This window comes from Thermostichus sp. MS-CIW-37, from assembly GCF_054060065.1.
Window position 1 is genome coordinate 31454 of the sequence record NZ_JBSSCV010000012.1, and the last position, 25550, is coordinate 57003.

At 59.9% G+C, this 25550-nt stretch carries 25 protein-coding genes and 2 pseudogenes; 13 read left to right on the top strand and 14 right to left on the bottom strand.

The genetic code is table 11. The features are described 5' to 3' along the window. Positions 1-98: 98 nt before the first annotated feature. Positions 99-282 (top strand): annotated as a pseudogene (locus ACVWYZ_RS07155) (hypothetical protein); the annotation flags it as partial. Between the two features lie 43 nt (positions 283-325). Here the strand turns inward: ACVWYZ_RS07155 and tmk are convergent. The 5 genes from tmk to recJ all read right to left on the bottom strand — a co-directional run bounded on the left by tmk (position 326) and on the right by recJ (position 6628). Continuing rightward, entirely contained in the window at positions 326-946 is a 621-nt protein-coding gene (tmk, locus tag ACVWYZ_RS07160) for a dTMP kinase (protein WP_414400778.1), read from the bottom strand. Between the two features lie 314 nt (positions 947-1260). After that, complete coding sequence (locus tag ACVWYZ_RS07165) at positions 1261-2505, bottom strand: hypothetical protein (RefSeq protein WP_457466640.1); 1245 nt, start codon at positions 2503-2505, stop codon at positions 1261-1263. Between the two features lie 111 nt (positions 2506-2616). Further along, positions 2617-3228, bottom strand: a complete 612-nt coding sequence (gene rdgB / locus ACVWYZ_RS07170; RefSeq protein WP_457466641.1) for an RdgB/HAM1 family non-canonical purine NTP pyrophosphatase — start codon at positions 3226-3228, stop codon at positions 2617-2619. A 72-nt stretch (positions 3229-3300) separates the two neighbouring features. Beyond that, positions 3301-3966: a metallophosphoesterase family protein gene (locus ACVWYZ_RS07175; RefSeq protein WP_457466642.1), complete on the bottom strand. Its 666-nt coding sequence runs from the start codon at positions 3964-3966 to the stop codon at positions 3301-3303. Then, positions 3956-6628: a single-stranded-DNA-specific exonuclease RecJ gene (gene recJ / locus ACVWYZ_RS07180; RefSeq protein ID WP_457466643.1), complete on the bottom strand. Its 2673-nt coding sequence runs from the start codon at positions 6626-6628 to the stop codon at positions 3956-3958. Before recJ ends, ACVWYZ_RS07175 begins: the two co-directional genes overlap by 11 nt. Positions 6629-6739: 111 nt before the next feature. On the opposite strand from recJ, the gene ACVWYZ_RS07185 reads away from it, so the two are divergent. The 3 genes and pseudogenes from ACVWYZ_RS07185 to ACVWYZ_RS07195 all read left to right on the top strand — a co-directional run bounded on the left by ACVWYZ_RS07185 (position 6740) and on the right by ACVWYZ_RS07195 (position 8878). Then, positions 6740-7168, top strand: a complete 429-nt coding sequence (locus tag ACVWYZ_RS07185) for a hypothetical protein (protein WP_457466644.1) — start codon at positions 6740-6742, stop codon at positions 7166-7168. An 85-nt stretch (positions 7169-7253) separates the two neighbouring features. After that, positions 7254-7437 (top strand): annotated as a pseudogene (locus ACVWYZ_RS07190) (hypothetical protein); the annotation flags it as partial. 91 nt (positions 7438-7528) lie between these two features. Then, complete coding sequence (locus ACVWYZ_RS07195; RefSeq protein ID WP_457466645.1) at positions 7529-8878, top strand: SPOR domain-containing protein; 1350 nt, start codon at positions 7529-7531, stop codon at positions 8876-8878. Between the two features lie 313 nt (positions 8879-9191). Here the strand turns inward: ACVWYZ_RS07195 and ACVWYZ_RS07200 are convergent, their stop codons facing one another. From ACVWYZ_RS07200 to ACVWYZ_RS07210, 3 genes are all read right to left on the bottom strand, one after another. Further along, a complete protein-coding gene (locus ACVWYZ_RS07200) occupies positions 9192-9998 on the bottom strand; it encodes a DsbA family protein (RefSeq protein ID WP_457395970.1) in 807 nt (268 codons plus the stop codon). Between the two features lie 92 nt (positions 9999-10090). Beyond that, a complete protein-coding gene (locus ACVWYZ_RS07205; RefSeq protein ID WP_457466646.1) occupies positions 10091-10618 on the bottom strand; it encodes an RNA recognition motif domain-containing protein in 528 nt (175 codons plus the stop codon). Positions 10619-10871: 253 nt separating this feature from the next. Next, positions 10872-12239 (bottom strand): glutamate-5-semialdehyde dehydrogenase, encoded by a 1368-nt coding sequence (locus ACVWYZ_RS07210; protein ID WP_457466647.1) that lies wholly within the window; start codon positions 12237-12239, stop codon positions 10872-10874. A 305-nt stretch (positions 12240-12544) separates the two neighbouring features. On the opposite strand from ACVWYZ_RS07210, the gene ctpC reads away from it, so the two are divergent. Next, complete coding sequence (gene ctpC / locus ACVWYZ_RS07215; protein ID WP_414416663.1) at positions 12545-13840, top strand: carboxyl-terminal processing protease CtpC; 1296 nt, start codon at positions 12545-12547, stop codon at positions 13838-13840. Here the strand turns inward: ctpC and ACVWYZ_RS07220 are convergent. After that, positions 13837-14010, bottom strand: coding sequence for a hypothetical protein (locus ACVWYZ_RS07220; protein ID WP_414357621.1), 174 nt, complete (start codon positions 14008-14010; stop codon positions 13837-13839). The genes ctpC and ACVWYZ_RS07220 overlap by 4 nt on opposite strands. Between ACVWYZ_RS07220 and argF the strand changes: the two genes are divergently transcribed. Next, positions 14009-14926, top strand: a complete 918-nt coding sequence (argF, locus tag ACVWYZ_RS07225) for an ornithine carbamoyltransferase (protein ID WP_457466648.1) — start codon at positions 14009-14011, stop codon at positions 14924-14926. The genes ACVWYZ_RS07220 and argF overlap by 2 nt on opposite strands. Positions 14927-15196: 270 nt before the next feature. On the opposite strand, the gene ACVWYZ_RS07230 is transcribed toward argF, so the two are convergent. Further along, entirely contained in the window at positions 15197-15622 is a 426-nt protein-coding gene (locus ACVWYZ_RS07230; RefSeq protein ID WP_414352051.1) for an ExbD/TolR family protein, read from the bottom strand. 3 nt (positions 15623-15625) lie between these two features. Next, positions 15626-16342 (bottom strand): MotA/TolQ/ExbB proton channel family protein, encoded by a 717-nt coding sequence (locus ACVWYZ_RS07235; protein WP_049749560.1) that lies wholly within the window; start codon positions 16340-16342, stop codon positions 15626-15628. 198 nt (positions 16343-16540) lie between these two features. On the opposite strand from ACVWYZ_RS07235, the gene ACVWYZ_RS07240 reads away from it, so the two are divergent. Further along, the gene (locus tag ACVWYZ_RS07240) at positions 16541-18394 is read left to right on the top strand and encodes a S8 family serine peptidase (RefSeq protein ID WP_457466649.1); all 1854 of its coding nucleotides are present in this window, start codon (positions 16541-16543) and stop codon (positions 18392-18394) included. Further along, on the top strand, positions 18394-18615 hold the full coding sequence (locus tag ACVWYZ_RS07245; protein WP_414356853.1) for a hypothetical protein: 222 nt from the start codon (positions 18394-18396) through the stop codon (positions 18613-18615). Before ACVWYZ_RS07240 ends, ACVWYZ_RS07245 begins: the two co-directional genes overlap by 1 nt. A 255-nt stretch (positions 18616-18870) precedes the next feature. Here ACVWYZ_RS07245 and psbQ read toward each other — a convergent pair whose 3' ends face one another. Then, positions 18871-19269 carry a photosystem II protein PsbQ gene (gene psbQ, locus ACVWYZ_RS07250; RefSeq protein ID WP_414356854.1) on the bottom strand — a complete coding sequence of 133 codons (399 nt, stop codon included), beginning with the start codon at positions 19267-19269 and terminating at the stop codon, positions 18871-18873. Between the two features lie 188 nt (positions 19270-19457). Here psbQ and ACVWYZ_RS07255 point away from each other — a divergent pair, with 188 nt between their 5' ends. From ACVWYZ_RS07255 to ACVWYZ_RS07265, 3 genes are all read left to right on the top strand, one after another. Further along, on the top strand, positions 19458-20636 hold the full coding sequence (locus ACVWYZ_RS07255) for a TRC40/GET3/ArsA family transport-energizing ATPase (RefSeq protein WP_457466650.1): 1179 nt from the start codon (positions 19458-19460) through the stop codon (positions 20634-20636). 236 nt (positions 20637-20872) lie between these two features. Then, a complete protein-coding gene (locus tag ACVWYZ_RS07260; protein ID WP_457388580.1) occupies positions 20873-21439 on the top strand; it encodes a thylakoid membrane photosystem I accumulation factor in 567 nt (188 codons plus the stop codon). After that, complete coding sequence (locus ACVWYZ_RS07265; RefSeq protein WP_457466651.1) at positions 21436-21768, top strand: hypothetical protein; 333 nt, start codon at positions 21436-21438, stop codon at positions 21766-21768. The genes ACVWYZ_RS07260 and ACVWYZ_RS07265 overlap by 4 nt, the downstream gene beginning before the upstream one ends. A 310-nt stretch (positions 21769-22078) precedes the next feature. Here the strand turns inward: ACVWYZ_RS07265 and cbiB are convergent, their stop codons facing one another. Together cbiB and ACVWYZ_RS07275 are read right to left on the bottom strand one after the other, a co-directional pair. Beyond that, positions 22079-23050 (bottom strand): adenosylcobinamide-phosphate synthase CbiB, encoded by a 972-nt coding sequence (gene cbiB / locus ACVWYZ_RS07270; RefSeq protein WP_457466652.1) that lies wholly within the window; start codon positions 23048-23050, stop codon positions 22079-22081. 13 nt (positions 23051-23063) lie between these two features. Beyond that, a complete protein-coding gene (locus ACVWYZ_RS07275) occupies positions 23064-23519 on the bottom strand; it encodes an Rrf2 family transcriptional regulator (protein ID WP_457466653.1) in 456 nt (151 codons plus the stop codon). A 196-nt stretch (positions 23520-23715) separates the two neighbouring features. Between ACVWYZ_RS07275 and rsmI the strand changes: the two genes are divergently transcribed. Beyond that, complete coding sequence (gene rsmI, locus ACVWYZ_RS07280; RefSeq protein WP_457466654.1) at positions 23716-24705, top strand: 16S rRNA (cytidine(1402)-2'-O)-methyltransferase; 990 nt, start codon at positions 23716-23718, stop codon at positions 24703-24705. 28 nt (positions 24706-24733) lie between these two features. After that, positions 24734-25435: a two-component system response regulator RppA gene (gene rppA, locus ACVWYZ_RS07285; protein WP_457466655.1), complete on the top strand. Its 702-nt coding sequence runs from the start codon at positions 24734-24736 to the stop codon at positions 25433-25435. The last annotated feature ends 115 nt before the right edge of the window (positions 25436-25550 follow it).

Below are 25550 nucleotides of genomic sequence, written 5' to 3' on the forward strand. Positions count from 1 at the left end.
TCGCGAGCTTTGGCCTGTCGCGCCATTCCCGTCAGCGGAACAGAGCATGACTCTAGTCAATAATAAGCTCAACTATACTGAAAATAATGTATAATATGTTCAGTACGGATTACTACCAGTTGATCTTTCTGTTTACTTTCGAGTCTGCCAACATGGTAGCCAAAGCAAAGCAGAAAATTGGTAGTAAGACGACACGGAAACTGCGCTTTGGGTATTCTACTCAAAGCTTTGCGGGATACCGCCATTCTGGTTGGAAACAAACAGAATGCTATCGCTGCATAGTTGAACAGTGATGTTCAGCAATGTTCAGCGTAAATGTATCAGTCTAGGGCTCCCGGCCTGCTGTCGCAAGTGGTAGGCGGGGTTCGACCACTGACCAGAGGCGGGCAGCCACCTCTGCGGGGGATCCCTGGGCGTCAATGCGGACAATCCGCTGTGGTTCTGCGGCGGCCAGAGCCTGGAACCCTTGGTAGACGCGGCGGTGGAACTCCAGGTGTTCTTGTTCGAGCTTGTCGCAAGACCCTGACCGCGCCAGCCCCACCTCGGGGGGCAGATCCAGCCACAGGGTGAGATCCGGCTGTAGCCCGTCGGTGACCCATCGGTTGAGCTGCCGGATCAGATCCAGATCTATGCCCCGGCCATAGCCTTGATAGGCCAGGGTGGAATCGGTAAAGCGGTCGCAAACCACCACCTGCCCTGCCGCCAGAGCCGGCGCGATGACTTTGCTCACGTGTTCAGCCCGATCCGCCGCGTACAGGAGCAACTCCGCCAGAGGGCTAAAGGGATCCCCGTGCAGCAACAGCTCCCGCAGCGTTTTGCCCAGCGCCGTGCCCCCCGGCTCGCGGGTACACAGGCAAGCGTAGCCTTCTTGGCGCAGCCGCTCAACCAAGAGGGCCTGTTGGGTGGTTTTGCCCACCCCTTCCCCGCCTTCTAGGGTGATGAACACACCGTCGTCCTGATACATTCACGCTGAACTCTCCTGAACATGGTTCAGGAAAGAAGCGATCGCATCCTGCCTATCTCTGTTCGCGTCAGCGGGACGGAGTCCAAACAGGAAGGCGGTATCCCGCAAAGCCCTGAGGAATACCCCCCGAGCGCTTTCCCCCTTCACTTCCCGGCAACCGTTGCGGTGGACTCAAGGATCAGGGGGAAACTTGGTCTACTATATCCCTCTCAATGACTTTTGCCAAACCGCCTAAAGCTCAGTAAATTCAGCAAAGTTCAGGGTTTTGGGGGTTAGAGGCATGCTCTGCAGGAGGGTTAGCGCAGGTTGAGTTGGGGCTGCAAATTAAAGGAGTGCCCCGGCACCACCACGTAGACGTCGGGGATGTTGGTGGGCTCCAGGCTTTGCAGGGCTAACCCTTCGATGTTGGAGCGCAGGGCGTTGTTGATGGTGGCTTCCAGTTGGGACAAAACCTGCGCCTCGTTGCCCTGAGCGGCCAAGCCAGGAAACTGGCTGTACACGGCGCGCGCCAAGCTGCTGGCCAAGGGGAGCTGGATCAGGGTGAGGTTGGATCCCCCCAGCTGGGGGCCCAAGGTGTTGGCCCGGCCGCGGATGCCCAAAGCTTGGAGGGCATTGGCCGTTTGGCTGACGGGGATGGTGCAAGTATCCATCTTGTAAACGGGCACTGAGGCCATGGTCAGAGCAGAAACGCTGGTCAGTTGCACCACAGTAAAGGAGGCAGTGCCGTTATAGGCAAAGCAAAAATCGCGAAAGGCTGCGGGCACATTGGCAGCGCGGATGGGGCGCTCATCGTCAAAGCCGCCCGACTCGGCGAAGATGTTGCGGATAGCGAATCCCCCGAAGAAGGCCAGCAGGGCCACCACCAGCAGGATCGTCAGATCGGAGGAGGAGACCCCCCCGCTGGAGCTGCCGCCTCGCCCACCACCGCCATATCCCCCACCGCCAACATAGCTGGAGGTGTAGCCGTAAGCCGCGGAACGGCTGTAGTCACTGCGGTAGCCGGATTCCCCAAGGACTCCGTCCCGCTTACGCGAGCGGCCAGCAAAGGACTCCGTCCCGCTACCGCGAAAGGCAGAGGAACGGGCGGATCCGTCGTAGCTGCGGTTGCTGGAGACAGAACGGCGGGGAACTAGCGCTTGCCCAGGGCGCTCACCGGCTCCTCCTGCAGCGGCTTTCTGCCCCCCCTTTTCGCTGTCAACACGAGACCCCTCGTCTCGGCCAGTCTGGGGGGAGCGGTTGGAAGGGCGAGAAGTGGCCCCTTGCGCGGACTCCCTGTAGCTATCCCGCCCATTCTCCAAGGACTCCGTCCCGCTACCGCGATCGTCCAGCCAATCCTCTGCGCCCACAAAGGTTGAGCCCTCTTCCGGCAAAGGGGGTGGGGAACGACGACTTTGCCGCTCCCTTCCTTCACCAGAGTTTGCAACCGAGGAGACCGCGGCTTCCTCACCGGCAGAATCCGGGGAATGGCGGCTGGGATCGGGGGCAGCAGTCCGTTCCGCTGCTGCAATGGGATCTTGATCCTCAAACTCAGAAAAACCCATAGTTCTTCGAGCGCTCCCCTCAGCTGCCAAGGCAAGACGGCTTTCAATTTCACTCCCCCGAAGGGAAGGGACTATTGTATCCTAGCAGCTCCCCAGCCAGGACATCGGATGCTATTCCTGGGATCCAAGCCAGCCCATACGCTTCTCCAGGAGAGGCAACTGCGCTTTCAAGGCGCGCAAGGCTCGGCCTCGGTGGCCGATGGCCTCTTTTTGAGCTGGGCTCATCTCGGCAAAGGTTAGTCCCACTTCGGGCACCCAAAACAGCGGGTCATAGCCAAACCCTCCCTCTCCCCGCGGCTGGGTCAAGATCTCCCCCGGACATACCCCTTCCACCAGGGCATGCACTACACCTTGGGGATCTACCAGGGCGATGGCGCAGTGAAAGGTGGCTCGGCGATTTGGGATCCCTTCCATTTCCCTAAGCAACCGCTCGATGCGGGCAGCATCGTTGGGGGCATAGCGAGCCGAGCGGATCCCAGGGGCACCGCCAAGGGCTTCTACCGCTAGGCCGGAATCGTCGGCAATGGCCCACTCCCCCAGAGACTTGGCCACGGCTCTGGCTTTGAGAAGGGCATTTTCGGCAAAGGTGGTGCCGGTTTCTTCCACCTCAATTTCTGAGGGCATGCGGCGCAGCTCCCAAGTGGGGGCATGGGTCTGGAAGAAGGCGTTGAACTCGCGCCATTTGCCAGGGCTGCTGCTGGCCAAGATCAAAGGACGGGTCATGGAAGGTTCCTACGAATCGTATGGATGTAGCGGAAAGCTGAGGAGGCGGAAGACGACTCAAGGGATCCCTACCTAATGGATCTCGAGAACCATGTTGTGCAGGGCTGTGTTAATCACCAGGGTGGATCCCCATCGCTCTACCTTGCCCCCATCCCAATGCATGTGTCCGCAGATGTAGTAGCGCGGCTGCAGCTGTTCCAAAAGGGGGCGCAAGGTGGGTGTGCGACGGTGATACCACTTCCCGCCTTCATCCAAAAAGCCTCGCGGCGGAGCATGGGTGAGCAGCAGGTCAATGGGCCGGGGGGGTTGACTGTAGAGGGCGAGCAGCTCCTGCAAATGGGCGGAGGTGAGAGACCAGCTCCAACCACAGGGGGGAGTCCAGGGTACAGCCAAAACCTGTAACCCCAGCCACTCAAAGCAGCAGGACTGGGTGATGGCCCGTCCCCAACGGCCAACCAGCGAATTCAAAACCGAAGCTGCTGGATCGTGGTTGCCAGGTAAAAAGAGCCAGGGTTTGCCCAGGCTCTCCACCGCCGCCAAGAAAGATCGCAGATGAACCACCTCTGCTTGGGCTGCCGGATGAAAGCCCTGGGTGGCCTTGCGGGAAGGTTTGCCGGCCTTGGAACAGAAATCCCCGCAGTTGATGTAAGCATCCACCTCCGGCAGATGGGCAAGGGCCTGCCGGATCAGCCGAGCGCTGCCGTGGTAGTCAGAGCCGAGCAGCAGTTTAATCCCCATGGGCCTCTGCAGCAGAAGAATCCAGGTGGGATCGCTGAAGCAGGGCGGCAACCTGCTGCCAGGAGCTGCTGTACCAAGCTTGCTGGGCTTCCAGTTCTTCGCCGAGGGATCCCGTGGGGCCAAAATCCGGGCAGGCGTACCCCAGGGAGCGTAATCCTGCCACCAACACTGCCGGAGACAGCCACCACTGCTGGGCCAAGCGCAGCAGATCCACCTGGCTACGGGTTTGCAGGTATTGGCGGAGCTGGCGTTGCAAGCTGGCAGCGGAGGGCAGGGGCACCGCTTGCTGATGGACGGCAATCAACAGCTCGCTGCTGGGGGTGCAACAGAGCAGCCACTTGAGGTGATCCAGAGAAGGGGGCCAGCTCCACAACCAGAGTTGATCATAGCGGTGGCCGGCTTGGGGACGGTCGTAGTGGAGAGTCAGGTACCGCCGTTCGCGATAGCGGGCCGTAGGCCTTGAAGACAAGACCAGCGAGGGGCGGCGGAAGCCGTAGAACAGGATGGTTCCCTGCGCCTGAGGCCAGAGGACAGAAAATCGGTCTACAGCTTGCCAACGCAAAGGCTGGGTGGGCTGGGGGGTGGGGCGCCAGATCAACAGAGGTGAGGGCTCTGTCCCCCTCTGGGAGCCAGTCGAGGGCTTGGAGTTGGGCATGGGAGGAGTGGCATCCAGAGAGGCGGGGGAGATGGGAGACTTGCTCCCATCAGGGGTGCGGGGCGCTGTTTTCTCGAGAGGGGGATTGCCGGCAGTGGCAGCCTCTTGGGCAGGTCGAATCCCGACAATTTCCAGCTCCAGTTGGGTTTCTCCCTGCCATGTTTTGGCCTTGAGCGTGTAGGCTACATCAACTCGCTCCGGCAGCGGATGGGTTTCCGCTCCCCGCCAACGGATAGCCCAGAGGGGGCGCTGTGGCCTCGGGTTTGTGCTCCCCACTGCTGACCCGTTCGCCAAAGTGTTGCCCAAAGCGTTGCCCAGCGATAACCCATCAGTGTCGTAACTGGAGGTTTTGACAGCTGAGTCGCTCCTGCCCGGACAAGAGGACTCCGTCCGAGTAGCACGTAACCCATGGGAGTGTTGCGTAGGGAGAGCAGGATCCCGGAGCAGCAGCTTCAGGTGGCCGGGAACTGGGCCAAATCGCTGCTGTTGCAGAACCTGCAGGTTGCGGCTGCAGAAGACCGGCTCAGGATTGCCGATGCCACAGGGCTGCAGATGCTGGAGCTCTCGATAGAGGTCAAGGGTGAGATCTGACAGCGACACTTCGGCATCGATTTGCACCAGCGGCTGGATCTGCTCCGGCTGCAACTGCTGTTGGGCAAACTGCCGCAATCGTTCTTCAAAAAAAGGCCAGTCTTCTGCTCTCAGGCTAAATCCCCCGGCAGCGGGGTGGCCGCCGTGCTTGGTGAACAGATCCTTGCAAAACTCCAACGCTTGAAACACGTCAAACTCGGGGATCCCCTGCCGCGCCGAGCCACTGATCTCCCCTTGCCGCGACTGACTGCCGATGAACACCGGACAGCCAAAACGCTCTGCCAACCGCGAGGCCACAATGCCGATCACCCCTTTATGCCATTTCTGCTGAGGGGATCCCAAAATCGTCAATACCCGTTCCTGCTGCAAATCCCGGCCTTGCTGGGCAATTTGCTCGAGGGCTTCTGCCTCGATGCGCCCGCACATCTGCTGCCGCACCTGGTTGAGCCGTTCGCAGCGGCGGGCCAGTTTCTCTGCTTGCAGGGGATCGTCGGTGGTCAGCAACTGGATCCCCATTCTCGCCCGGCCAATTCGCCCAACGGCATTGATGCGCGGCCCCAGGCCAAACCCAATCCACTCAGGCCGCAACCCCTCCAGGGATCCCTGCATGCCCATCACCTGCAGAAGGGCGCGGATCCCTGCCACCTGGGAGGTGGGCAAAAGGTTCAGCCCCTGCCGCACCCAAAGGCGGTTAACCCCCGTCAGCGGCGCCAGATCGGCAATGGTGCCCACAGTAAACAGTTCCAGGGCCACCCGCTGCAGATGGCCATCACCACGGCGCTCGGCCAGCGCCTGGGCCAGGAGGTAGGCAACTCCCACCCCGGCCATCCCCCGATAGGGAGAAGAAACGGGGAGCTGCTTGGGATTGAGGATGGCATCGGCAGGGGGCAACTGGGGCGGCAAATCGTGGTGATCCGTCACGATTACCGTCAAGCCCAGAGCTTTGGCCAGTTGGATGGGCTCGTGGGCGGAGATGCCGTTGTCCACGGTGAGAATGAGGCGCACCCCCTCTCGGTGCAGCTCTTGTACCATGCGGCTGTTGAGGCCATAGCCCTCGGTCATGCGGCTGGGGATGCGGTAATGCACTGGAGCGTCCTGCAAAGCCCGCAGCAGCAGGGCCGTGCTGGTCATGCCGTCGGCATCGTAGTCGCCGCAAATGGCAATGGGCTCTTGTCGGCGAATCGCCCCGTCCAGCAAGTCCACCGCCAGGGGCAAATCGGCAAAATCCTGACTGGGTGGAGGCAGGTGGGCGGGATCCGGCTGCAGGTACTGCTGCACGGCAGCAGGGCTGGAGAGCCCGCGATTGAGTAAGATCTGAGCCAATATGGGCGAGATCCCCACTGCCTCGGCCAAGCTCTGGGCAGCCAACTTGTCCACAGGATGAAACAGCCAGCGTTGAGCAGGGATCCCGGCCATAGCAAAGCGTAGGGCTTGGATGGGGACAGGGGGTAGGCAGTGCTACAGTTGGCATGTGGGCTATCCTTTTGACGTTAACCCAAAACGCTCCTCTGCTCTTCCCTGCTGTCGATGTATTCTCTACTGCTTACCTATGGCCTTAACCCGCTGACAGGCTTAAAGCTGTTGGTCAAGTCCTCTGAGCAGACCTCTCTGTGGACACTGGCCCAGCAGCTTTGGGGCCGCCCCGGATCTCGGCGACGCAGGCCGCGCCTACAAATCTCGTTAGGCCGCTTGGTGCCAGAGCAAACCGAGCACTTGTCCAAGTTGGAAGTGCTGCTGCGTCTGCGGTTTTTCATCGCCCTCGAAGCCGAAACTCCAGAGGGTGCCCCCCACCACTGTCACGAACGGTTCTTGCTTCCTTCCGGCCAGGGATCCGCCATTCAGCTTGCCCGCTACACCGAGGGCTCGCAGCAGTACAAGACGGAGATCATCCGCTTTGCCCTGGGGGGATCCCGCACCCTTGTGGCGAGGACTCCATCCCGCCGCCGTCGCCTCTGAAACAAACTCCCCGACAAGCCATAGCGATAGAGCATGACTCTAGTCAATAATAAGCTCAACTATACTGAAAATAATGTATAATATGTTCAGTACGGATTACTACCAGTTGATCTTTCTGTTTACTTTCGAGTCTGCCAACATGGTAGCCAAAGCAAAGCAGAAAATTGGTAGTAAGACGACACGGAAACTGCGCTTTGGGTATTCTACTCAAAGCTTGGCGGGATACCGCCATTCTGTTTGGAAACAAACAGAATGCTATCGCTGCATAGTTGAACAGTGATGTTCAGCAGTGTTCAGCGTAAATGTATCAGTCTTGCCAGCCTATCTATACTGGAGATGCACTAGATCTGTGTTTCTCCCGTGAACCCAACTGGGCTGCATCTTTGCGGTGGCAGTGCGGAGCATTCTATCGGTGGTGGGCGGCATCTGCAAGCCCATCCCTGGCACAGCCTTGCCCAAACTTCGGCTTACGCTAGGTTTGAGTTGCCGCCAATCCCGCCAGAGGAGATGGATCCCATGTGCAACACCCGTCAGGACTACGGCTGGCCAAAGTGCTCCGCACTCCTGTTGCCAGCGCAACCGGCCCTCTTTGCCGGATCCCTGGCGGCCTTTGCCCTTGTGCTCCACGCCGTTAATGGGAACGTCCTGCCGGCTGCTTTGGCCCTGACCCGTTACCAAGTGCATGTACTGGCGGATGGGGCGGCGGAGTTGGCTCAGGTGCGCACCCAGGTGCCGGATGCCTATTTTGTGCAAGGGGATGGGCAGGTTTTCATTCTGGCGGGGACGTTCATCAACCGTAGCCATGCTCAACGCCGTCAGGCCGACTTGGAACGGCTGGGGTTATCGGTGCGGGTGGTGAGCCGCCAAGAGACGGATCCCCCTCTGCCCCCTGCTTTTCCTGCCCAAGCAGCACCCAGCCGCCCTGCTGCCAGCTCAAAAGCCTCTGTGCCGCCGACGCCAACCGCTCCGCCCTTGGATCCCCAGCGTCCCTTTGCCACCCACGTGCCCAACCCCACCGGTGATCCCCGTTTGGAAGAACGGGTGCGCCGCTTCTTTCCAGGAGCCACTGTGGTGCAGTACCGCGGCCAGGTTGCTTTGCAAACGGGAACCTTCTCCCGCCTGTCGTTGGCCCAGGATCAAGCCCGCTGGCTAACCGCTCAGGGGTTACCGGCAGTGGCGGTGTCGCTGGTAGGAGAAAATGCTGGCCAGGATCCCATCTCCAATCCCGCCCAAGGGGAACGCTATTGGGTGTTGGTGGCGGATCCCACCGGGGAGAAATGGCCTGCGCTAAAACAACTCCTAGAGGGATCCCTGCCCTTGATCTACGATGACCTGCGGGTGGTGCGCACGGGTGGGTTTGCCGACCCTGCTGCTGCCGCCGAGCAGGTGCGTTACTTGGCCGGCCAAGGCTATGAAGCGGGGATCTTCCCCGCCGATCTGCGCCGCTCTCAGCCTCTTTTGCAAGCGGATCCCGTCTCCTCCTCGCCTGCCCAGGCTGTTCCTCCTGGGGAAGAAGGTGGCAGCGGATTTTGGGTGGTGGTGCAGGCTGGGGAAGAGGCCCTACCCAAGCTGCAACAGTTTGCCCCTGATGCCTTCCTGCGAGGCTCAGTGATTCAGGTGGGCACCTACCGGCAACGGGCCAACGCCGAACAGGCGCGGCGCTCTCTGGCCGAAGCAGGGTTCGATGCCCGCATCCTGCCCGTGGAGTAGCCAAGAGCCACTTCCGCCATAAACGCTCTCCTCCTTCCCTGCCGTTGGGGATCCCCATTCGGACCAAATGGCGACTTGGGTGAGTTTCTGCTTTTGACATACTCCCCACCCTACTGGCTTGTCAAAGCCTACAGCCCGCTTGGGCGAATAGAGCGGTTGACTATCCTGCCACTGCCCTGAGCCTACCGTAAAGCCCTCCTCAAGGACGGAGCGTTTGGGCAACTGGGCGAGGCTGGTAAGAAGGATAGGCCAGCCGTTGCACCACCTGTTTGCAATACACCACCTGTTTCAATAGCAGTGCGGAGCATTTTTCCTAGAGGGCTTGCTTAGCCTGCTGCAGCGTCTGCTCAAACACCTCCAGCGGCTGCGCACCGGAGAAGGCAATGCCGTTCAAGATGAAATGGGGAGTGCCGCCGATGCCCAGTTGAGAGGCCAGGTCGATATCTCGCTGAATGGCGCGTTCTGCCGCCCGACTGCGCCGATCCCGATTGAATTTTTCTATATTCAGGCCCAGCTTCTCAGCAGTGGCCACATAAAACCCATCCCCAAGCTGGGATTGGTTGGCAAACAGCTCGTCGTGAAACTCCCAGAACTTACCTTGACGTTGGGCGGCCCAAGCAGCCCGGGCAGCCGCCATCGCTTCTGGGTGGATGCTGGTCAGGGGCAGGTGCTTGTACACCAAGGTCACCTCATCTCCATGGTCGGCCATGAACTGCTTGAGGGTGCTGTGGGCGCGGGCGCAGAAGGGGCATTGAAAATCGGAGAACTCCACCAACACTAACCGCAGAGCGTCGGATCCCAGCCGAGGGGAATCTCCGATGACGGCGCGTGGGTTCTCCCGCAGTTGACGGCCAAATTCTTCCGCCAGCCGCTGCTGTTGCTGCTGCTGCTCCTGGTACTGTCGCTGCTGGTATTCCTGTACGGCCTCCAGAATCACCTGGGGGTTCTTTCGAATGATCTGCAGCACCTGCTCTTCCAAATCTGCCGGGGCAGCCGCCGCCGCTGGTAGGAAAACCGGAGCTCCACTTCCCACTCCCAGCAGAACCGTCAGCCCGAACAAAAGTCCAGCCCGGGCCAAGCTCCGCCCCCAAGCGCGAAAAATCCTCACCAGCCTATGCATCCCAACCCCCCTCTCAAACATGCCTAGAGCCGTCGCAACTCACCCAGCCTACCGTCAGAGACCGACGGTGTCTATTACTCCTTTTGGGGGGGTTAGGAATTGGTGGCCTGCAGAAGCTGCTCCTTGATCCGCTGCAACTGGCTGGCCCAGCGGGGATCCGGCTCAGAGGCTGCCTCACTTTCGGCGACGACGGTGGAGCGCCCACCCTTATTGCCGCGCTGGCGTTGCTTTTTGCTGGGGGCAGGGTTTTCTGCCGACTCTTTAGAGCCCTTGGCCTCAGAATCTCTGGACGCTCTGGAATCTTTGGAACCTCTGGACTCTTTGGATGAAGGCTCAGAGGTCGCTGTTTTGGATTCGCCTTCTTCCCCTCGGTCGCGCGGCTGGGCGAGCTCAATGCGCAAGTTGACATCCCCAAAGCTGTGGCCGTTGAACTTTTCGATGTACTGCTGCGCCTGCTCTTGGGTGTTTACCGTTACAAAGCCGAAGCCGCGGCATTTGCCTGTCTTCCGATCCCGGATCACCTTGGTGGAAATGACCTCACCGGCAGAGCGAAAGAGCTTCTCCAGTGCCTGACGATCCACCTCTTCCGGCAGATTTCCAACATACAGACGCACAGGCATGATCCAGCGAAGCTCCTAATCGAAATAACAAAAGGCCAAAATGCAAAGCGCTACATCTAGGGCGCTCAAGCCCATAACATCAAACCCGGAACCCGGTAGTCCATTGTCACACCATAGCGCGCCGCAAAGCGCAACCCTTGGCAATCACGAAGCTATTTTTTAATTTACCTCAACCTGGAGCCGCGAAGACGAGGAGAACGGTTTTTGTGAACGACTGCTTTGTACAGCCGGTTTGTACAGCCGGCTTTTGCAGCTAAGCTAAGCCGGTGTTGTTCAGGCGATCCCGATGTTGAAAAGGTCGGGCCTGGGGGCCCGTGTAGTCGGCTACAAGATGTCCTTGCCCTCGCAGTTGGTAGCGGTAGGTCACCAAGCCTTCTAAGCCCACCGGCCCGCGCGGCGGCAGTTTTTGGGTGCTGATGCCCACCTCCGCCCCGAAGCCATAGCGAAACCCGTCGGCAAAGCGGGTGGAAGCATTGTGAAAGACCCCTGCCGCATCCACTTCATCCAGAAATCGCCGGGCGGCGGCGGCATCTTCGGTCACAATCGCCTCGGTATGGCGGGATCCGTACTGCTGGATGTGGGCAATGGCCTCGTCAAGGGAGCCCACCACTTTAATAGAGAGGATCAAATCGGCATACTCGGTGCTCCAGTCGTCCTCGGTGGCCGGGATCAGATCGGGCACCAGCTCGCGGCAGAGGGGATCCCCCCGCAATTCCACCCCCTTTTCCCGCAGGGCCTTGACCGCCAGAGGCAAAAAGTGGGGGGCTATGGCCTCGTGAACCAGCAGAGTCTCGATGGCATTGCAGGCAGCGGGGTACTGGGTTTTGCTGTCCACCGTCAGCTTGATCGCCATGTCCACATCCGCTGCCCGATCCACGTACAGGTGACACAGGCCATCGGCATGGCCCAATACCGGGATGCGGGTATTCTCCAGGATGTAGCGGACAAAGCTGCTGGAGCCGCGGGGGATGATCAGGTCTACCAGCCCCTCCAGTTGCAGTAGGGCCTTGACCTCGGCGCGGCTGGTGAGCAACTGCAGGGATCCCTGGGGAAACTCTGGGATCTGCTGCAGGCCCGCCTGGATGGCCGCCATCAAGGCTTGACAGGAGAGCAAAGCTTCGGATCCCCCCTTGAGCAAGACGCTGTTGCCGGTTTTCACCGCCAGGGCAGCAATTTGCACCAGAGCATCGGGCCGCGACTCGAAGATCACCCCCAGCACCCCCAAAGGGTAGGTGCGCCGTTCCAAAATTAGCCCCTCGTCCAGTTCCCGGATCAGCAAAGCTCGGCCCACCGGATCCCCCAGCCGGATCACCTGCCGCACTCCGGCCACCATGTCGGCCAGTTTGTGGGCATCCAGCTTCAGGCGGGCATAGGCAGATGCCGACAACTCCCCGGCTTTCACCATCTCTGCTGCCCGCTCCAAGTCCGCCCGGTTGGCGGCCAAGATAGGCTCTTGGTGCTCCACCAAGGCAGTGGCCATGGCCTCTAGAGCGGCATTCTTAATGGCAGTGGGCAAGGTGGCCGTGTGTTGGGCAGCAGCGCGGGCCAACTGCACTTGGGACAGCAGCGGGCGGTCTGAAGCAGAGGCAAGCGAGCTGGGGCAATCGGTGGCGAGGGACATAGAGTCAAACAGGGGCAAAGGTGCCCATTGATATGAAGAAGAGCTGTGAGGATAAGTTGTGTTGAACTGTGATCCCAGGAGCACCCCCAGAAGGGATCCCTATGCTAGGTTGGGCACAGTCGCTTGGGGGTATCTGTAGCCTACCAAAGTCTGGATCCCACTTGCTGCAGCAGGGGAGCCTTTCCTTGCTCTCGATGCTTCTAAGCTGAAGTTTGGATAGGGGAAGACCCTTGCTCGAAACCCAGTTCCCTGACGATTAGAGATCCACCTCGTCAACCTCGATTTAGCGCCTTCCAGGAGAGCCAATGAGAAAGCGTGGGTTTGTGGTTAGTGCAACGGCTGCGGTGATGACAGCGGTGTCGCTGGTCGGCGTGCAGCTATCTATGCCGGGTTGGGCGGGGTTTCGCCGGGATCCCAAAGAGGTGGTGGACGAGGTTTGGCAAATTGTCAATCGGGAATATGTGGATCCGTCTTTTAATTCCCTGGATTGGGAAGCGGTGCGGCGGGATCTGCTCAGCCGAGAGTATGCCACCCGAGAAGATGCCTACGCGGCCATCCGGGAAGCCCTGAAGAAACTGAACGATCCCTACACCCGCTTTCTGGATCCGGATCAGTTTGCCAGCATGCAAATCGATACATCCGGTGAGCTGACCGGGGTGGGGATCACGCTGGGCATGGATCAGGAGACAAACGAGCTGGTGGTGATCTCCCCCATTGAAGGGTCTCCTGCCGACCGGGCTGGGATCAAATCCAAAGACGTGATCGTGCGCATCGACGACAAGTCCACCGAAGGCATGGACACCAACGCTGCAGTCAACCTCATTCGGGGCGAGCCGGGTACGCGGGTGCGGCTGACCATTCGCCGCGAGGGGGAAGGGCTGAAGGTGTTCGATTTGGTGCGGGAAAGAATTGAGCTGGCCACCGTGCGCTACAAGGTTCACGAGGAGAACGGCCTGCCCATCGGCTACATTCGCATCACCCAGTTTTCCGGCAACGCCGCCGAGAAGGTGCGCCAAGCCATTCGCGAGCTGGAAAAACAAGGGGTAGCCGCCTATGTTCTGGATCTGCGCGCCAACCCAGGGGGGCTGCTCTACTCCAGCGCCGAGATTGCCCGCATGTGGATCAACCGGGGCAGCATCGTCTCGACGGTGAACCGCCAAGGGGAGCAGGATCGCCTGACGGCCAACAACACGGCCCTCACCGATAAACCTTTGGCCGTTTTGGTGGATGGTGGCTCGGCCAGCGCCAGCGAGATTTTGTCGGGGGCTCTGCAGGATAACCGGCGCGCCGTGATCGTCGGCACGCAAACTTTCGGCAAGGGCCTGGTGCAGTCGGTGCATCCCCTGTCTGATGGCTCGGGGCTGGCGGTGACCATCGCCCGCTATCGCACTCCCAACGGCAACGACATTGACCACAAGGGCATTACCCCCGATATTTTGGTGGAATTGTCCGAGGAAGATCTGAAGCGGCTCAGCCAGAACCGAGAGCTGGTGGCCACCCCAGCCGACCCACAGTACGCTGCTGCCATCCAGGCTCTGCAGGCTCAGATCTCTGCCCGTCGGCAACAGGCCCAAGAGGCCATTCGTTCTTCTTCACGTTAGCCGGTGTTGGGAGCGGTTTTGATGGGTTTGAGATGGACATTCCTGAAGCCGTGGTTGAGGGAATGGCCAAACCCTTGAGGACTGTCCACCAACCCTGGGTTGAAAATGCTTTTATTGTTTCTGTAGGTGGCGCGTAGCACAATGGCGGGGTCGAAGATCGCGGGATCCATGAATTTGGTCGGACGGGATCTGCTCAAGCTCAGCGACCTAACCCCGGCGGAGCTGTCGGCCCTGCTAGCCCAGGCGGCTGAGTTAAAGCGGGATCCCTATCGGGTGGAGCTGCGGGGTCGGGTGTTGGGGCTGTTGTTTCAGAAGGCTTCTACCCGCACCCGCGCCAGTTTTACGGCAGCCATGGCCCAATGCGGGGGCAGCACCCTCGATCTGGTGCCGACAGTGATGCAGGTGAGCCGCGGCGAGCCCCTGCAGGATACGGCCCGCGTCCTCTCCCGCTACCTGGATGTGATTGCCATTCGCACCTACCACCAGAAGGAGCTGGAAACCTTTGCCGAGTATGCCGATATTCCGGTGATCAACGCCCTCACCGATCAGTTTCACCCCTGTCAGGTGTTGGCCGATCTGCTCACCATTCAGGAGAACTTTGGCCAACTGGCGGGCCTGACCCTGGCCTATTGCGGCGATGGCAATAACGTTGCCCACTCCCTGCTGTTGGGTTGTGCCATGAGCGGGATCCACATCCGCGTCGCCACCCCCCCCGGTTACGAGCCGGATGCGGCAGTGGTGGAGCAAGCCCGCACTCTGGCCCAGGGATCCCAGGTGTTGGTGCTGCAGGATCCCCAGGAAGCCGTCTCTGGATCCCAGGTGGTCTATACCGACGTGTGGGCCAGCATGGGTCAAGAAGCTGAGGCCGAGGCCCGCAAGGCCACCTTTCTGCCCTACCAGGTCAATGCCGAGCTGCTGCAACAGGCAGATCCGGAAGCCATTGTGCTGCACTGCCTGCCGGCCCACCGGGAAGAGGAAATCACCACTGAAGTATTGGAGGGATCCCAGTCCCGCGTGTGGGATCAGGCGGAAAATCGCCTACATGTGCAAAAGGCACTCCTGATTCAGGTGCTGGGCGCAGGATGACCCCTCACCCCCAGGCTAGAGAGCGGGTTAGCAAATGAGCTTACCGGAAAACTGGGTCTATGGTCATTTCGATTTAAACCAGGACACTGCACCCACACCCCAAACGTTGGTCGCGTCGGCGTTGCAGAGCAATAGCGTTGCGGAGCGATAATGCAGAGGGCCAGAAGGTTTTTCAAGGACTCCGTCCCGCTGGCGCGACCAGTAGCCTAGGCGTCTCACCCTAACCTGAAATGACTATATTTGACAAAACTGGCCCAAATCCTAAGCTGGCTACCGATTACTGCTGGGGCGGCGGGCGGCAATTGCCAGGCTGACATTGGGCACCCGCTGCAGAGTATCCATCACCTCCACCACCTTGCCGTGGGAGAGCGCCAAATCGGCGTTGATCACCACCAAGCGCCGCCCTTCAGCCGGCTTCTCGGCCAGGATGCGTTCCACTGCCGGGATCAGGGCAGAAATATCGGCAATTTTCTCCTGATTGACGGCAATCTGTCCTTCCGCCGTCACGCTCACCGTTACATCCGGCTGCAGACGAACTTCAGCTGTAGTGGCATCCGGCAGGTTGACATCCAGAGCCTCGGAGCGGGTGAGCACCAGGCTGGCAATCACGAAAAACACCAGGATCGAGAAGATGACATCGATCAGGGGCACGATGTTGATCTCGCCAGCTCGGAAGTTCTCTTCGGGGATGCGCATAGGTTAGGAGGGCTCAAGCGAGGAGTAGGGGGGAAGGGTGGAGCTGCCACTGGGGCTAGATTGGGTGTAGGAATACTGGGAAAGCTGTTGGGCCTGCATCTCTTGCCGCTGCCGATGCAGCAGCTCCAGCATGCCGCCGTACTCTTGGATCTTAGAGAGTTGCCGCAGGTACAAAGAGCGGAAGACGTTGGAAATCAACAGGGTGGGAATAGCCACAATCAGTCCAAAGGCCGTCGAGTACAAGGCTTCGGCGATCCCCCGACCTACCCCCTGGGTATCGGTGCCGCCGATATCCCCCAGTTGAATGGAGCTGAGGATCTGGATGATGCCGGTGACGGTGCCCAACAAGCCCAAGAAGGGGGCAACGGTGATTACGGTGTCGAAGACCGTGTTGAAGCGCTTCAGCAGAGGCACTTCTGCCGCCAGGGCCGTTTCCAGAGCCAGCTTAAAATCTTCCGGGCTGGCCTCGTTCAGCTCCAACCCGGCCAAAAAGATGCGGGCAATCGGCAAATCGGCATTTTGCTCCAGCAAATACTGGGCAGCGCGCGGGTTGCGCCGGTACTGGCTCAGGGCTTGCTGCACCACCTCCTCCTGCCGATGGGTGATCTTCCACCAAAACAGCACCCGCTCAATGCAACAGGCCACCGAGAAGACCGAGAACGTCAACAGGGGGATGGAGTAATACCAACCCTGGATCATGAGCTGCAAGACTCTATCCATCGATCCTGATTCCCCCCTCCAAGCGGCAATTTACGCTCATCTTGTCATAGCACTTTCTCGGCAGGGCTGGGATCCCTTCTTGCGCGGCGAAGATTGCACCTTCTGGCAATTTTGCCCCCATGCCGGCTCTCATCTCGTCAATTGTCAATCCAGAGGGCATACTGGTTGCAACAATTTTGGATCCCGAGGGCGTGAATTATGAAATTCAGACGCTGGTTGGGTCTTTGCTGCGCCGGCTTGATGGCCTTGCTGTTGACGGCTTGCGGCAAGGGATCCGCCCCCTACGACAGCATCGTGGTCAATTTTGTAAACACGGCCACCCCCAGTCAGATTGCTGCTATCGCTAAAGAGTATCACTTGACGCTCCGCCCCAGCAGCGACAGCGCTTTTGCCCGCCAGGAAGCGATCTATCTGTTTGACGTGGATGCCAACCACCTGGGATCCACGCGGCGGCTGGTTAAGCGGCTCACCGACGAAGCCTTGATCGAGTATGCTCACCCCAACTATCAATTCCAGGCGGCTTTCGTGCCCAATGACCGCCTCTATCCCCAGCAATGGAACCTCAGGGCCATCCGCATGCCGGAAGCCTGGGACATCTCCCAAGGGGAAGGGGTGACGGTAGCCGTGGTGGACACGGGAGTAACACGAGTGCCGGATCTAGCCCAAACCCAATTTGTGAAGGGCTACGACTTTGTGGATGACGATGAGGATCCGGAAGACCTCAACGGCCACGGCACCCATGTGGCGGGAACCATCGCCCAATCCACCAACAATGTCTTGGGTGTAGCCGGCATTGCCTTCAAGGCCAAGATCATGCCGGTACGGGTGTTGGATGCCAATGGCTTTGGATCCCTGTCGGATGTGGTGGAAGGGATCCGCTATGCTGCCGACCACGGGGCTACGATCATCAACCTCAGCCTGGGTAGCCGCGCTTCTGCCCAACTGATGGAAGAGGCAGTGGCCTATGCCCATAGCAAAGGGGTGACGGTGATCGCAGCCGCTGGCAACGAAAACTCCAACCAGGTGAGCTACCCGGCCCGTTACCCGCATGTGATCGCCGTCTCGGCCACGGGGCCCAACGGGGAGAAAGCCCCCTACTCCAACTATGGGGTGGGGGTGGACATCTCTGCTCCCGGCGGAGCCAAAACGCCTGATCACCCCGAGTACGGCATCCTGCAGCAAACCATCAACCGTCGTAACCCCAACGAGCCGGTCTTTGCCTACTTCCAAGGCACCAGCATGGCCACTCCCCACGTAGCCGGTGTGGCAGCCCTGATCCAGGCTCAGGGCATCAAAGACCCGGACAAGGTGGAAGAAGTGCTGAAAATGTCGGCTACCCCGGTGCCCGGCGACAAACAGAACTTCTACGGGGCCGGTCGTTTGGATGCGGCCAAGGCGCTGGCCAGGGCCACAGGACAACAGGACGAAAACCCCTTGGTGCTCTGGCTGAAGGACTTCCTGCAGTACCTGAACAACAATGGCTACCTCAACCCGCGCTTCTGGTTCGATGGCGGCCCGATTGCCCTGGTGCCCAAGCTGCTGATGGTGGTGGGCGGATACATCATCCTGGTGCTGATCCGCTGGTGGCTGGCTCCCAAGCGGTTGCTGCAGACGGTGCCTTTGCTAGCCGGGATCCTGTTGGGCAGCGCCGGTCTCTTCCCCTTACAGGGGCTGGCGATTGTCGGTGGCCCCCGTTGGCCCTTCCAACTGGCGGGCAGCTCCCTGCCGGAGTTGGGCACCGCCTTTGCCCAGACCAATGCCTTGAACCCCCTATTTGCCAGCGTGTTGATCCCGGGCCTGTTGATGTTGCTGCTCCTGGGCCATCGGCGCTGGCGCTGGGCGGTGATCGGCCTGTGCATCGGCATGGCCTCGCATCTGCTCTTGTCCGGATCCCTGTTTTATGAGGGGGTGCTATGGCTTGGATCCTCTGCTTGGTTGGGTCGCTCCTTCTTGCTCTTCAATGGCTTGCTCTGCCTGGGCCTGGCCTACTTGGGAGCGCAAGCGGCTACGGAATCTCAGTCCACGGCAACCGGGCTGGCGCTGAGGCGGTGATGCAAGAGTACAGCGGTACCATCCAGTTCCTGGATATTGAAGGGGGGGTGTGGGTGCTAACCCTGCCTTCCGGCGAGCACTACGCCCTTTTCCGTGCCCCCAAAGAGCTCTTGCAAGAGGGGCTAGAGGTCACCATCCAGGGACAGATCAAAGAAGACATGGTGACGGTGGCTCAGGTAGGGCCGGTTTTGGAAGTCAGGAGCTTCCGGCGGCAGCCCTAGCTTGGCTTGCGGCTCCGGCCAAATAAAATCGGGGATCCCTGTTTGGGGATCCCTGCTTTTCTGGAGTGCTTTTATGTCATTTCGATTCAAACTAAGGCACTCACCCACACCTAAAACCACCTAAAACGCTGGTCGCGTCGTCGCGTCAGCGTTGCGGAGCAATAACGCATGGGGTCAGAAGGCTTTTTTCAGCAGCCCAGGCGTCTCACCCTAACCTGAAACGACGCTATTCGCCAAAGAGAGAAGGGATCCCCACTAGGAAAACGCAGCCTCCAGCTCCTGCAGCGTCTTTTTCACCTTGGCTTGGGCTGCTTCCACCTCAGGTTGGTCATAGGCTTTGGCAGCAAAGTCCAGTTGTTCCAAGCTGCGGCCCATCTCCTTGGCCAGGCGCAGCACTTCCCGCTTTTGCTTATCCGGCAGGGTAGCCGCCAGGCCGGTCAAGGTCTTACGAGTGAGTCCCATCGGCCCGTGGATGTAGGAGCGAATCTCCAACCAGTCCTCCGCCTCCACCAGGCTTTGCAGCCGCTCCACCTGTTGCTCCAGTTGTTGCAGCTCTCGGGGCAGGACAGCAGCCGCTTGCACAGGAAGGGATCCCAGCCATAGCCCCAGTGTCAGGATGGCAACCAGCAACACACTCCGCCAGCGACAGATCATCACACACCTCCCACATGCCTGCAACAGGCTTGATTTCTTGGCCATCATTGCCGTCAGTTTCTTGGCCATCATTGGGCAACCAAATGAATAGTTTACCTGCTGGCTGCACCCCAACCCCTTGGCTGCCTCTCGAAGAGCACAGCAAATCGGTTAGGCTAGGGATGTAAAAGAATGTAAATGGCACTCTCATGCAACGCATCATCCTCATGACCGGCAAGGGTGGAGTCGGCAAAACCTCGATGGCGGCGGCGACCGGCTGGCGTTGTGCCGAGATTGGCCTGAAAACTTTGGTGCTGAGCACAGATCCGGCTCACTCTCTGGCCGATAGCTTCGATCAGCCCTTGGGCCATGAGCCGGTCGAGGTCAAACCTAACCTTTGGGGGGCGGAGCTGGACGCCCTCAACGAACTGGAGCTGAATTGGGGATCCGTCAAAACCTACATTACCCAGGTGTTGCAGGCGCGAGGGCTAGATGGGGTGCAGGCACAGGAGCTGGCGATTTTGCCAGGGATGGATGAGATCTTTGCCCTAGTGCGGGTGAATCGCCATTACGACGAAGGCAAGTTCGATGTGTTGATCATCGACTCGGCCCCTACAGGCACGGCCCTGCGCCTCTTGAGCCTGCCGGATGTTTCTGGCTGGTACATGCGCAGGTTCTACAAACCCCTGCAGGGGCTGGCGCAAATGCTGCGTCCTATTGCCGAGCCGATTGTGAAGGGGCTGACCGGGATCCCGCTGCCCAATGACCAGGTGCTGGATGCTCCTTATGAGTTCTATCAGAAGATCGAGCGGCTGGAGCGCATCCTCACCGATAACCGCATCACCTCCGTGCGGCTGGTCACCAACCCGGAAAAGATGGTGATCAAAGAATCGCTGCGGGCCCACGCCTACCTCAGCCTCTACGGGGTGGCCACCGATTTGGTGATCGCCAACCGCATCTTGCCGGATGGAGTGGTGGATCCCTACTTTGCCGCTTGGAAGGCTGCCCAGCAAAGATATCGGCAGGAAATCCACGAAAACTTTGCCCCCCTGCCGGTCTTCGAGATCCCGCTGTACTCCGAGGAGTTGGTGGGGTGGGATGCCCTGGCCCGCCTGAAAAAAGACCTTTGGGGGGATCGCAACCCGGCGGACGTGCTCTATGCCGAGCAAACTCTGAATGTGGTGACCGACAACGGCCAGTACCGACTGGATCTTTACCTGCCCGGGATCCCGAAAGAGCGGGTGGAATTGACCAAAACCGGGGATGAGCTGAACATCCGCATCGGCAACCACCGCCGCAACTTGGTGCTGCCTCAGACTTTGGCGGCCATGACCCCGGCCCGCGCCAAGATGGAAGAAGACTACCTGCGCATTCATTTTGCCGCTTGAGCCTGTAGCCGCTAACAGGCCCGTTTCGCTTACTTTTGGGTCCCCGAACGTGAAGTTGACCTTCTGGGCTTTTTTCAAGCGCATACAAGCCCATGCTCTTCCGTCTCCACCTCGACCCTGGTCGCGTCAGTGTTGAACGGCAACGACGCAGCGACAGCGCAAGATGGCACAATGAGAAAATCCCCCACCTCTAAAGATTGATCGCCAAGGATCCCTCCACAGAAGAGCATGAGATCATGCTGTTGCTTCGTATCTTCCTGGTGGCTCTGCTCATCACTTTGACGGGTTGGTTTTCCCCTCCCGCCAGTGCTCTGCTCAACGACGACCGTTACGATGGCAACATCTTTGCCCTCTACGGGGCCAACGGCGGCATGATCCCCCCCCGCGTCTCCCTGAAGCAGGCAAAAGAGCAAGGGATCCCGGCCCTCCTTGTGTACTACATCGATGACAGCAGCGATTGCAAAAAATACGCTGCCACCATTGCCAACCTGCAGGTTCGCTACGGGCTGGGAGTCTATTTCATTCCCTACTCGGTCGATTCCCTCTTACCCGGCGACGAGCGCGGCCAATACTACACCGGACAAGTGCCTCAAACCCTCCTCTTCGACCCAGAGGGAAATATCGTCTATCAATCCGTCGGCAACCGCCCCATCACCGAGGTGGAAAACGCTATTCGCGCCCTCTTCAAGTTGGATCCCGTTCCCCCAGGGCTGATCAAAGCCAAACCCTTCAACGAGATCCAAACCGGATTTGCCGGATCCCGTTCTCCCCAAGCCTACCCCCCTACAAAGGCCCAGCCGTGACGGCCAACCCCAATCGCGATAGCGGGACGGAGTCCTTTCGCGCTATTCGGACGGAATCCTTTCCCTCCGATTCTCTCGAGGCTCTGCAGGAAAAACTCCAGAGTCTCCAGGCTCGCCTTGCCGATCTGCGGGAACTGGAGCGCATGGCCCAGCTTTCCCCTGAACAATGGGCTGAAATCCAAGCCGAAGCCAGCCAACTGGAGCAACGCCTCCAGGCTTATGTGCTAGAGGTGTTTAATCCTGTCCCTGCCACCTTTTGGCAAGTGGTGCGCTTCGGCGGCCTTGGCCTGCTGCTCGGCATTGCCCTGCAGCGCTGGGTGCTGAGCTAGCCTACCCCTTAGGATAGAAAAGCTCTCGGATCCCGGAGCTCTTGTCCATGCGCATGCGACGTTCCAAGCCGTTTAGCTAGCTCGTCGGGAAGCCCCGCACTCTCTGTAACAGCAGGAGGGTCGGGATGAAAGGCGGATATATTCTGTACTATAATCAACATGGTTGTACAAAACGGCGTTGCCGGAATCTGGTACAACTACGCGGTAGGGCATTCCGTGTCTGCGCGTGGAGGGTTCTTGCGTAGGCTCCCCGTTCGCGTCAGCGGTGCGTAGCACTTTGAAGCGCGAAGCCCACGCTGTACCCGTAGGGTCAGTGATGGGAGTATGTCACTCCCACCATCAAACTCCCCCAAATCCAAACAACCTGTCGCAGCAGCCCCAAACTTTCCTGCACCACTTGCGGGGTCAAAGGGCGAGCCGGGCTCCCCAATTTGGGTTTCACCTTCGGGATCCCGCGATAGAAATTGGTTCCCCCCAGTTGGATCTGCAGCCGCCAGGCAAAAGCCGCTTCGCTCCACCCGGAATTGGGGCTGGGATCCGCCTGCGCATCCTGACGACACCGCTGCCAAAACCCCCAGGGATCCCGGCTGAGCAGGGCCAGGGTGAGCACCGTCAGGCGGCAGGGCAGCCAAGTCAGCCCATCCTCACAGCGGGCCGGCACCGTGCCCAAATGGGTGAAGGGGGGATGGCGGTAGCCTACCATCGAATCCAGAGTGCTGCTGGCCTTGTAGGCCAAGGCCAAGGGTGCCCCTCCCAAGAAGGCGTAGAACAGAGGGGCAGTCGCTCCGTCGGGGGTATTTTCGGCCACCGTCTCAATCACCGCCCGCAAAATCTCCGGCTCCGTCAGGTGCTCTGTATCCCGCCCCACGTAGCGGCTGAGCCGTTGACGGGCCTCCGGCAGATCCCCTTTTTCCAAGGGATCCAACACCTCCAACGCAGCAAAGCGCAGGCTGCGCCCTCCCAGACAACTGGCCATCAGGATCACCTGCACGAGGATCCCTGCCCAGGGGTGGATGGCATTGCCGATGGCGACCAGCCCCCAGCCTATGCCGTAGGATCCCCCCACCAAAGTTAGGGTGAGCACTGCCCCGCCCCACCGTTGTGCTTGCGGAGTCGAACAGTGCTTGAGGATATAGCCTTGCCCCCAGGCAATAACAGCCCCCATCACCCGCACTGGATGAGGCCAACCCCAGGGATCCGCCAGCAGGTAATCCAATACCAAAGCTGCCGCCAGCACCAGCCCGGCAGTCGGTTGGGCCGGAAAAAACAGCGATGACTCCATCCCGCCAGCAGGCTCAAACCACAAATCCACTCTCCTGATCCTGAGCCGCTTGCCAGCTCCGGGCATCAAAATACAGATCTTCCAGAGTGGTTTCCTCCAGCACCTGCTGCACTTGCCGAGCGATCCGCTTCCACAGGGCTTCCGTCACCCAGTCCAGCCGCTCCGCCGGATGCACGGCTGAAGGATTAGAACTGTCCATGAGAGGATCCAAGGATTCTCCCACTGCCGCCAAAATGGCGCTAATCGGGATCCGCCGCGGTGCCCGTGCCAGCCGGTAGCCCCCCTGGGCCCCCCGTTGGGAACAAACCAAGCCAGCCTGGCGCAACTCAATCAGCAACTTTTCCAGGTAGGGAGCTGGGATCCCCTGTCGCTCGGCAATGGCCCGCACCGAAGCCATTTGCCCGGAGCCGAGCATAGCCAGATCCAACAAAGCCCTGATGCTATAGGTGGCCCGCGTTGTCAAGCGCACCGGGATCCTTCTCCAGAGAGAAAAGAGGAAAGAGCCTCACTTCTCAATCCTCACTCCTCATTGTTGCTACGCAACGCTAGCACGAAAGGCAGATGCCTGGGTATCGGGGCACCGGCCAAGAGAAGTTAATCTGGGGATCCGAGGTGATCTCCAATTGTTGGCAGCAAGCCCTTGGAGCGGAGAATAGGTTATCGGGATGGAACACCCCACCGCCAGCCTTTACTTGGTGGCCACCCCCATCGGCAACCGCGAAGACATCACCCTGCGGGCGCTGCGGGTTCTGCGCGAGGTGGATTGGGTGGCAGCAGAAGATACTCGCCACTCCGGCCAGCTTCTTAAACATTTTCAAATCTCCGCCCGCCTCATCAGCTATCACGAGCACAACGCTGCCCAGCGGATCCCGCAACTCCTGAAGTATCTGTCGGCGGGCCAGTCGGTGGCCCTGATCAGCGATGCCGGCACCCCCGCCATTTCCGATCCGGGAGAAGAGCTGGTGCGTGCCTGCATTCAAGCTGGGATCCCGGTGATCCCTGTGCCGGGGCCGGTAGCTGCTGTTGCGGCCTTGACCGCTTCGGGCCTGCCCACAGAACGATTCGTGTTCGAGGGATTTTTGCCGCTTAAACCCAGTCAGCGACAAGCCCGCCTGCGGCAGTTGGCCCAAGAGCCCCGCACCCTCATCCTTTACGAGGCCCCCCATCGCCTGCGCCAAACTCTGCAGGATCTGCTGGATCACTGCGGCCCGGAGCGGCAGATCGTGCTGGCGCGGGAGCTGACCAAGCTGTACGAGTCCTTCTGGCGGGGATCCCTGGCAGCAGCTCTGGAGCACTGCGCCGCCCAGCCGCCGCGGGGGGAGTTCACCCTCTTGCTTGAGGGATATGTGGGTGCCGTTCCCAGCCCTAACCCTGCCAGAGGCGGGACGGAGTCCTTGAATGGGCGGGGAGACAGTGAATCGGAAGCGGAAATTCGTCAAGAAATGGCCCGATTGCTGGCCGAGGGCCTGTCCCGGTCTGCAGCCAGCCGCCGGTTGGCCCAGCGTCTGCAGGGATCCCCCATCTGGACGCGGCGCCGCCTTTACAATCTATCCTTGCAGCTTGAGCCGCTCTCCAGTTCTGGCGGGACGGAGTCCTTTTCTGAGTACGTCAGCGCTCCACATTGTTTCCAAGACAACAGCGAGACCGAGTCCTGAGGTGTTCGCGTTAGCGGGACGGAGTCCTATGGCACGGATTTTGTTGGTGGACGATGAAGTGGAGTTGGCCGATTCTCTGGCCCAGCAATTGAGGCGAGAGGGCTACACGGTGGACGTCGCCTACACAGGAGGGCGGGCCTGGGAGCTGCTGCAAAAGTCCCCCGCTCTGCCCTACGATCTGCTGGTCTTGGATTGGATGTTGCCGGAGCTCTCTGGGCTTTCCCTCTGCCAGCGGGTACGGCAGGTGGATTGCACCACCCCTATCCTGTTTCTGACGGCCAAAGATACCCTAGACGACCGGGTGGAAGGGCTGGATGCCGGGGCAGATGATTACTTGGTGAAGCCGTTCGAGCTGCGGGAACTGCTGGCGCGGGTGCGGGCCCTCTTGCGGCGAACCACAGGTACTGGAGAAGGGATCCCTCGCCTGCAGGTCGGGGATTTGGAGCTGGATCGGGAGAACCAGGTGGCCTACCGGCAGGGGCGGATGATCCACCTCTCTCAAAAAGAGTTTCGCCTGCTGGAGTACTTCATGACCCACCCCGGCCAGTTGCTCACCCACGACCAGATCTACGAGCAGGTGTGGGCCGGAGAGGATCCCCCCAGCAGCAATGTCTTGGCAGCTCAGGTGCGCCTGCTGCGGCGCCGCCTCAGGTTGCCCGGGGCAGCAGAATTGATCCACACCGTCTACGGCAAGGGCTATCGCTTTGGGCCTGTTGCTGAGAATCCCTAGGAAGAGGCCCAGAAGAGGCCCATCCTACAGTCCCGCAAGCTGTAGCTGTCCCGAACAGCAGCAAACCCCAAGCAAGCGACCCAACGGGGCCCTTCCCAACAGCTTGCTGGGATTC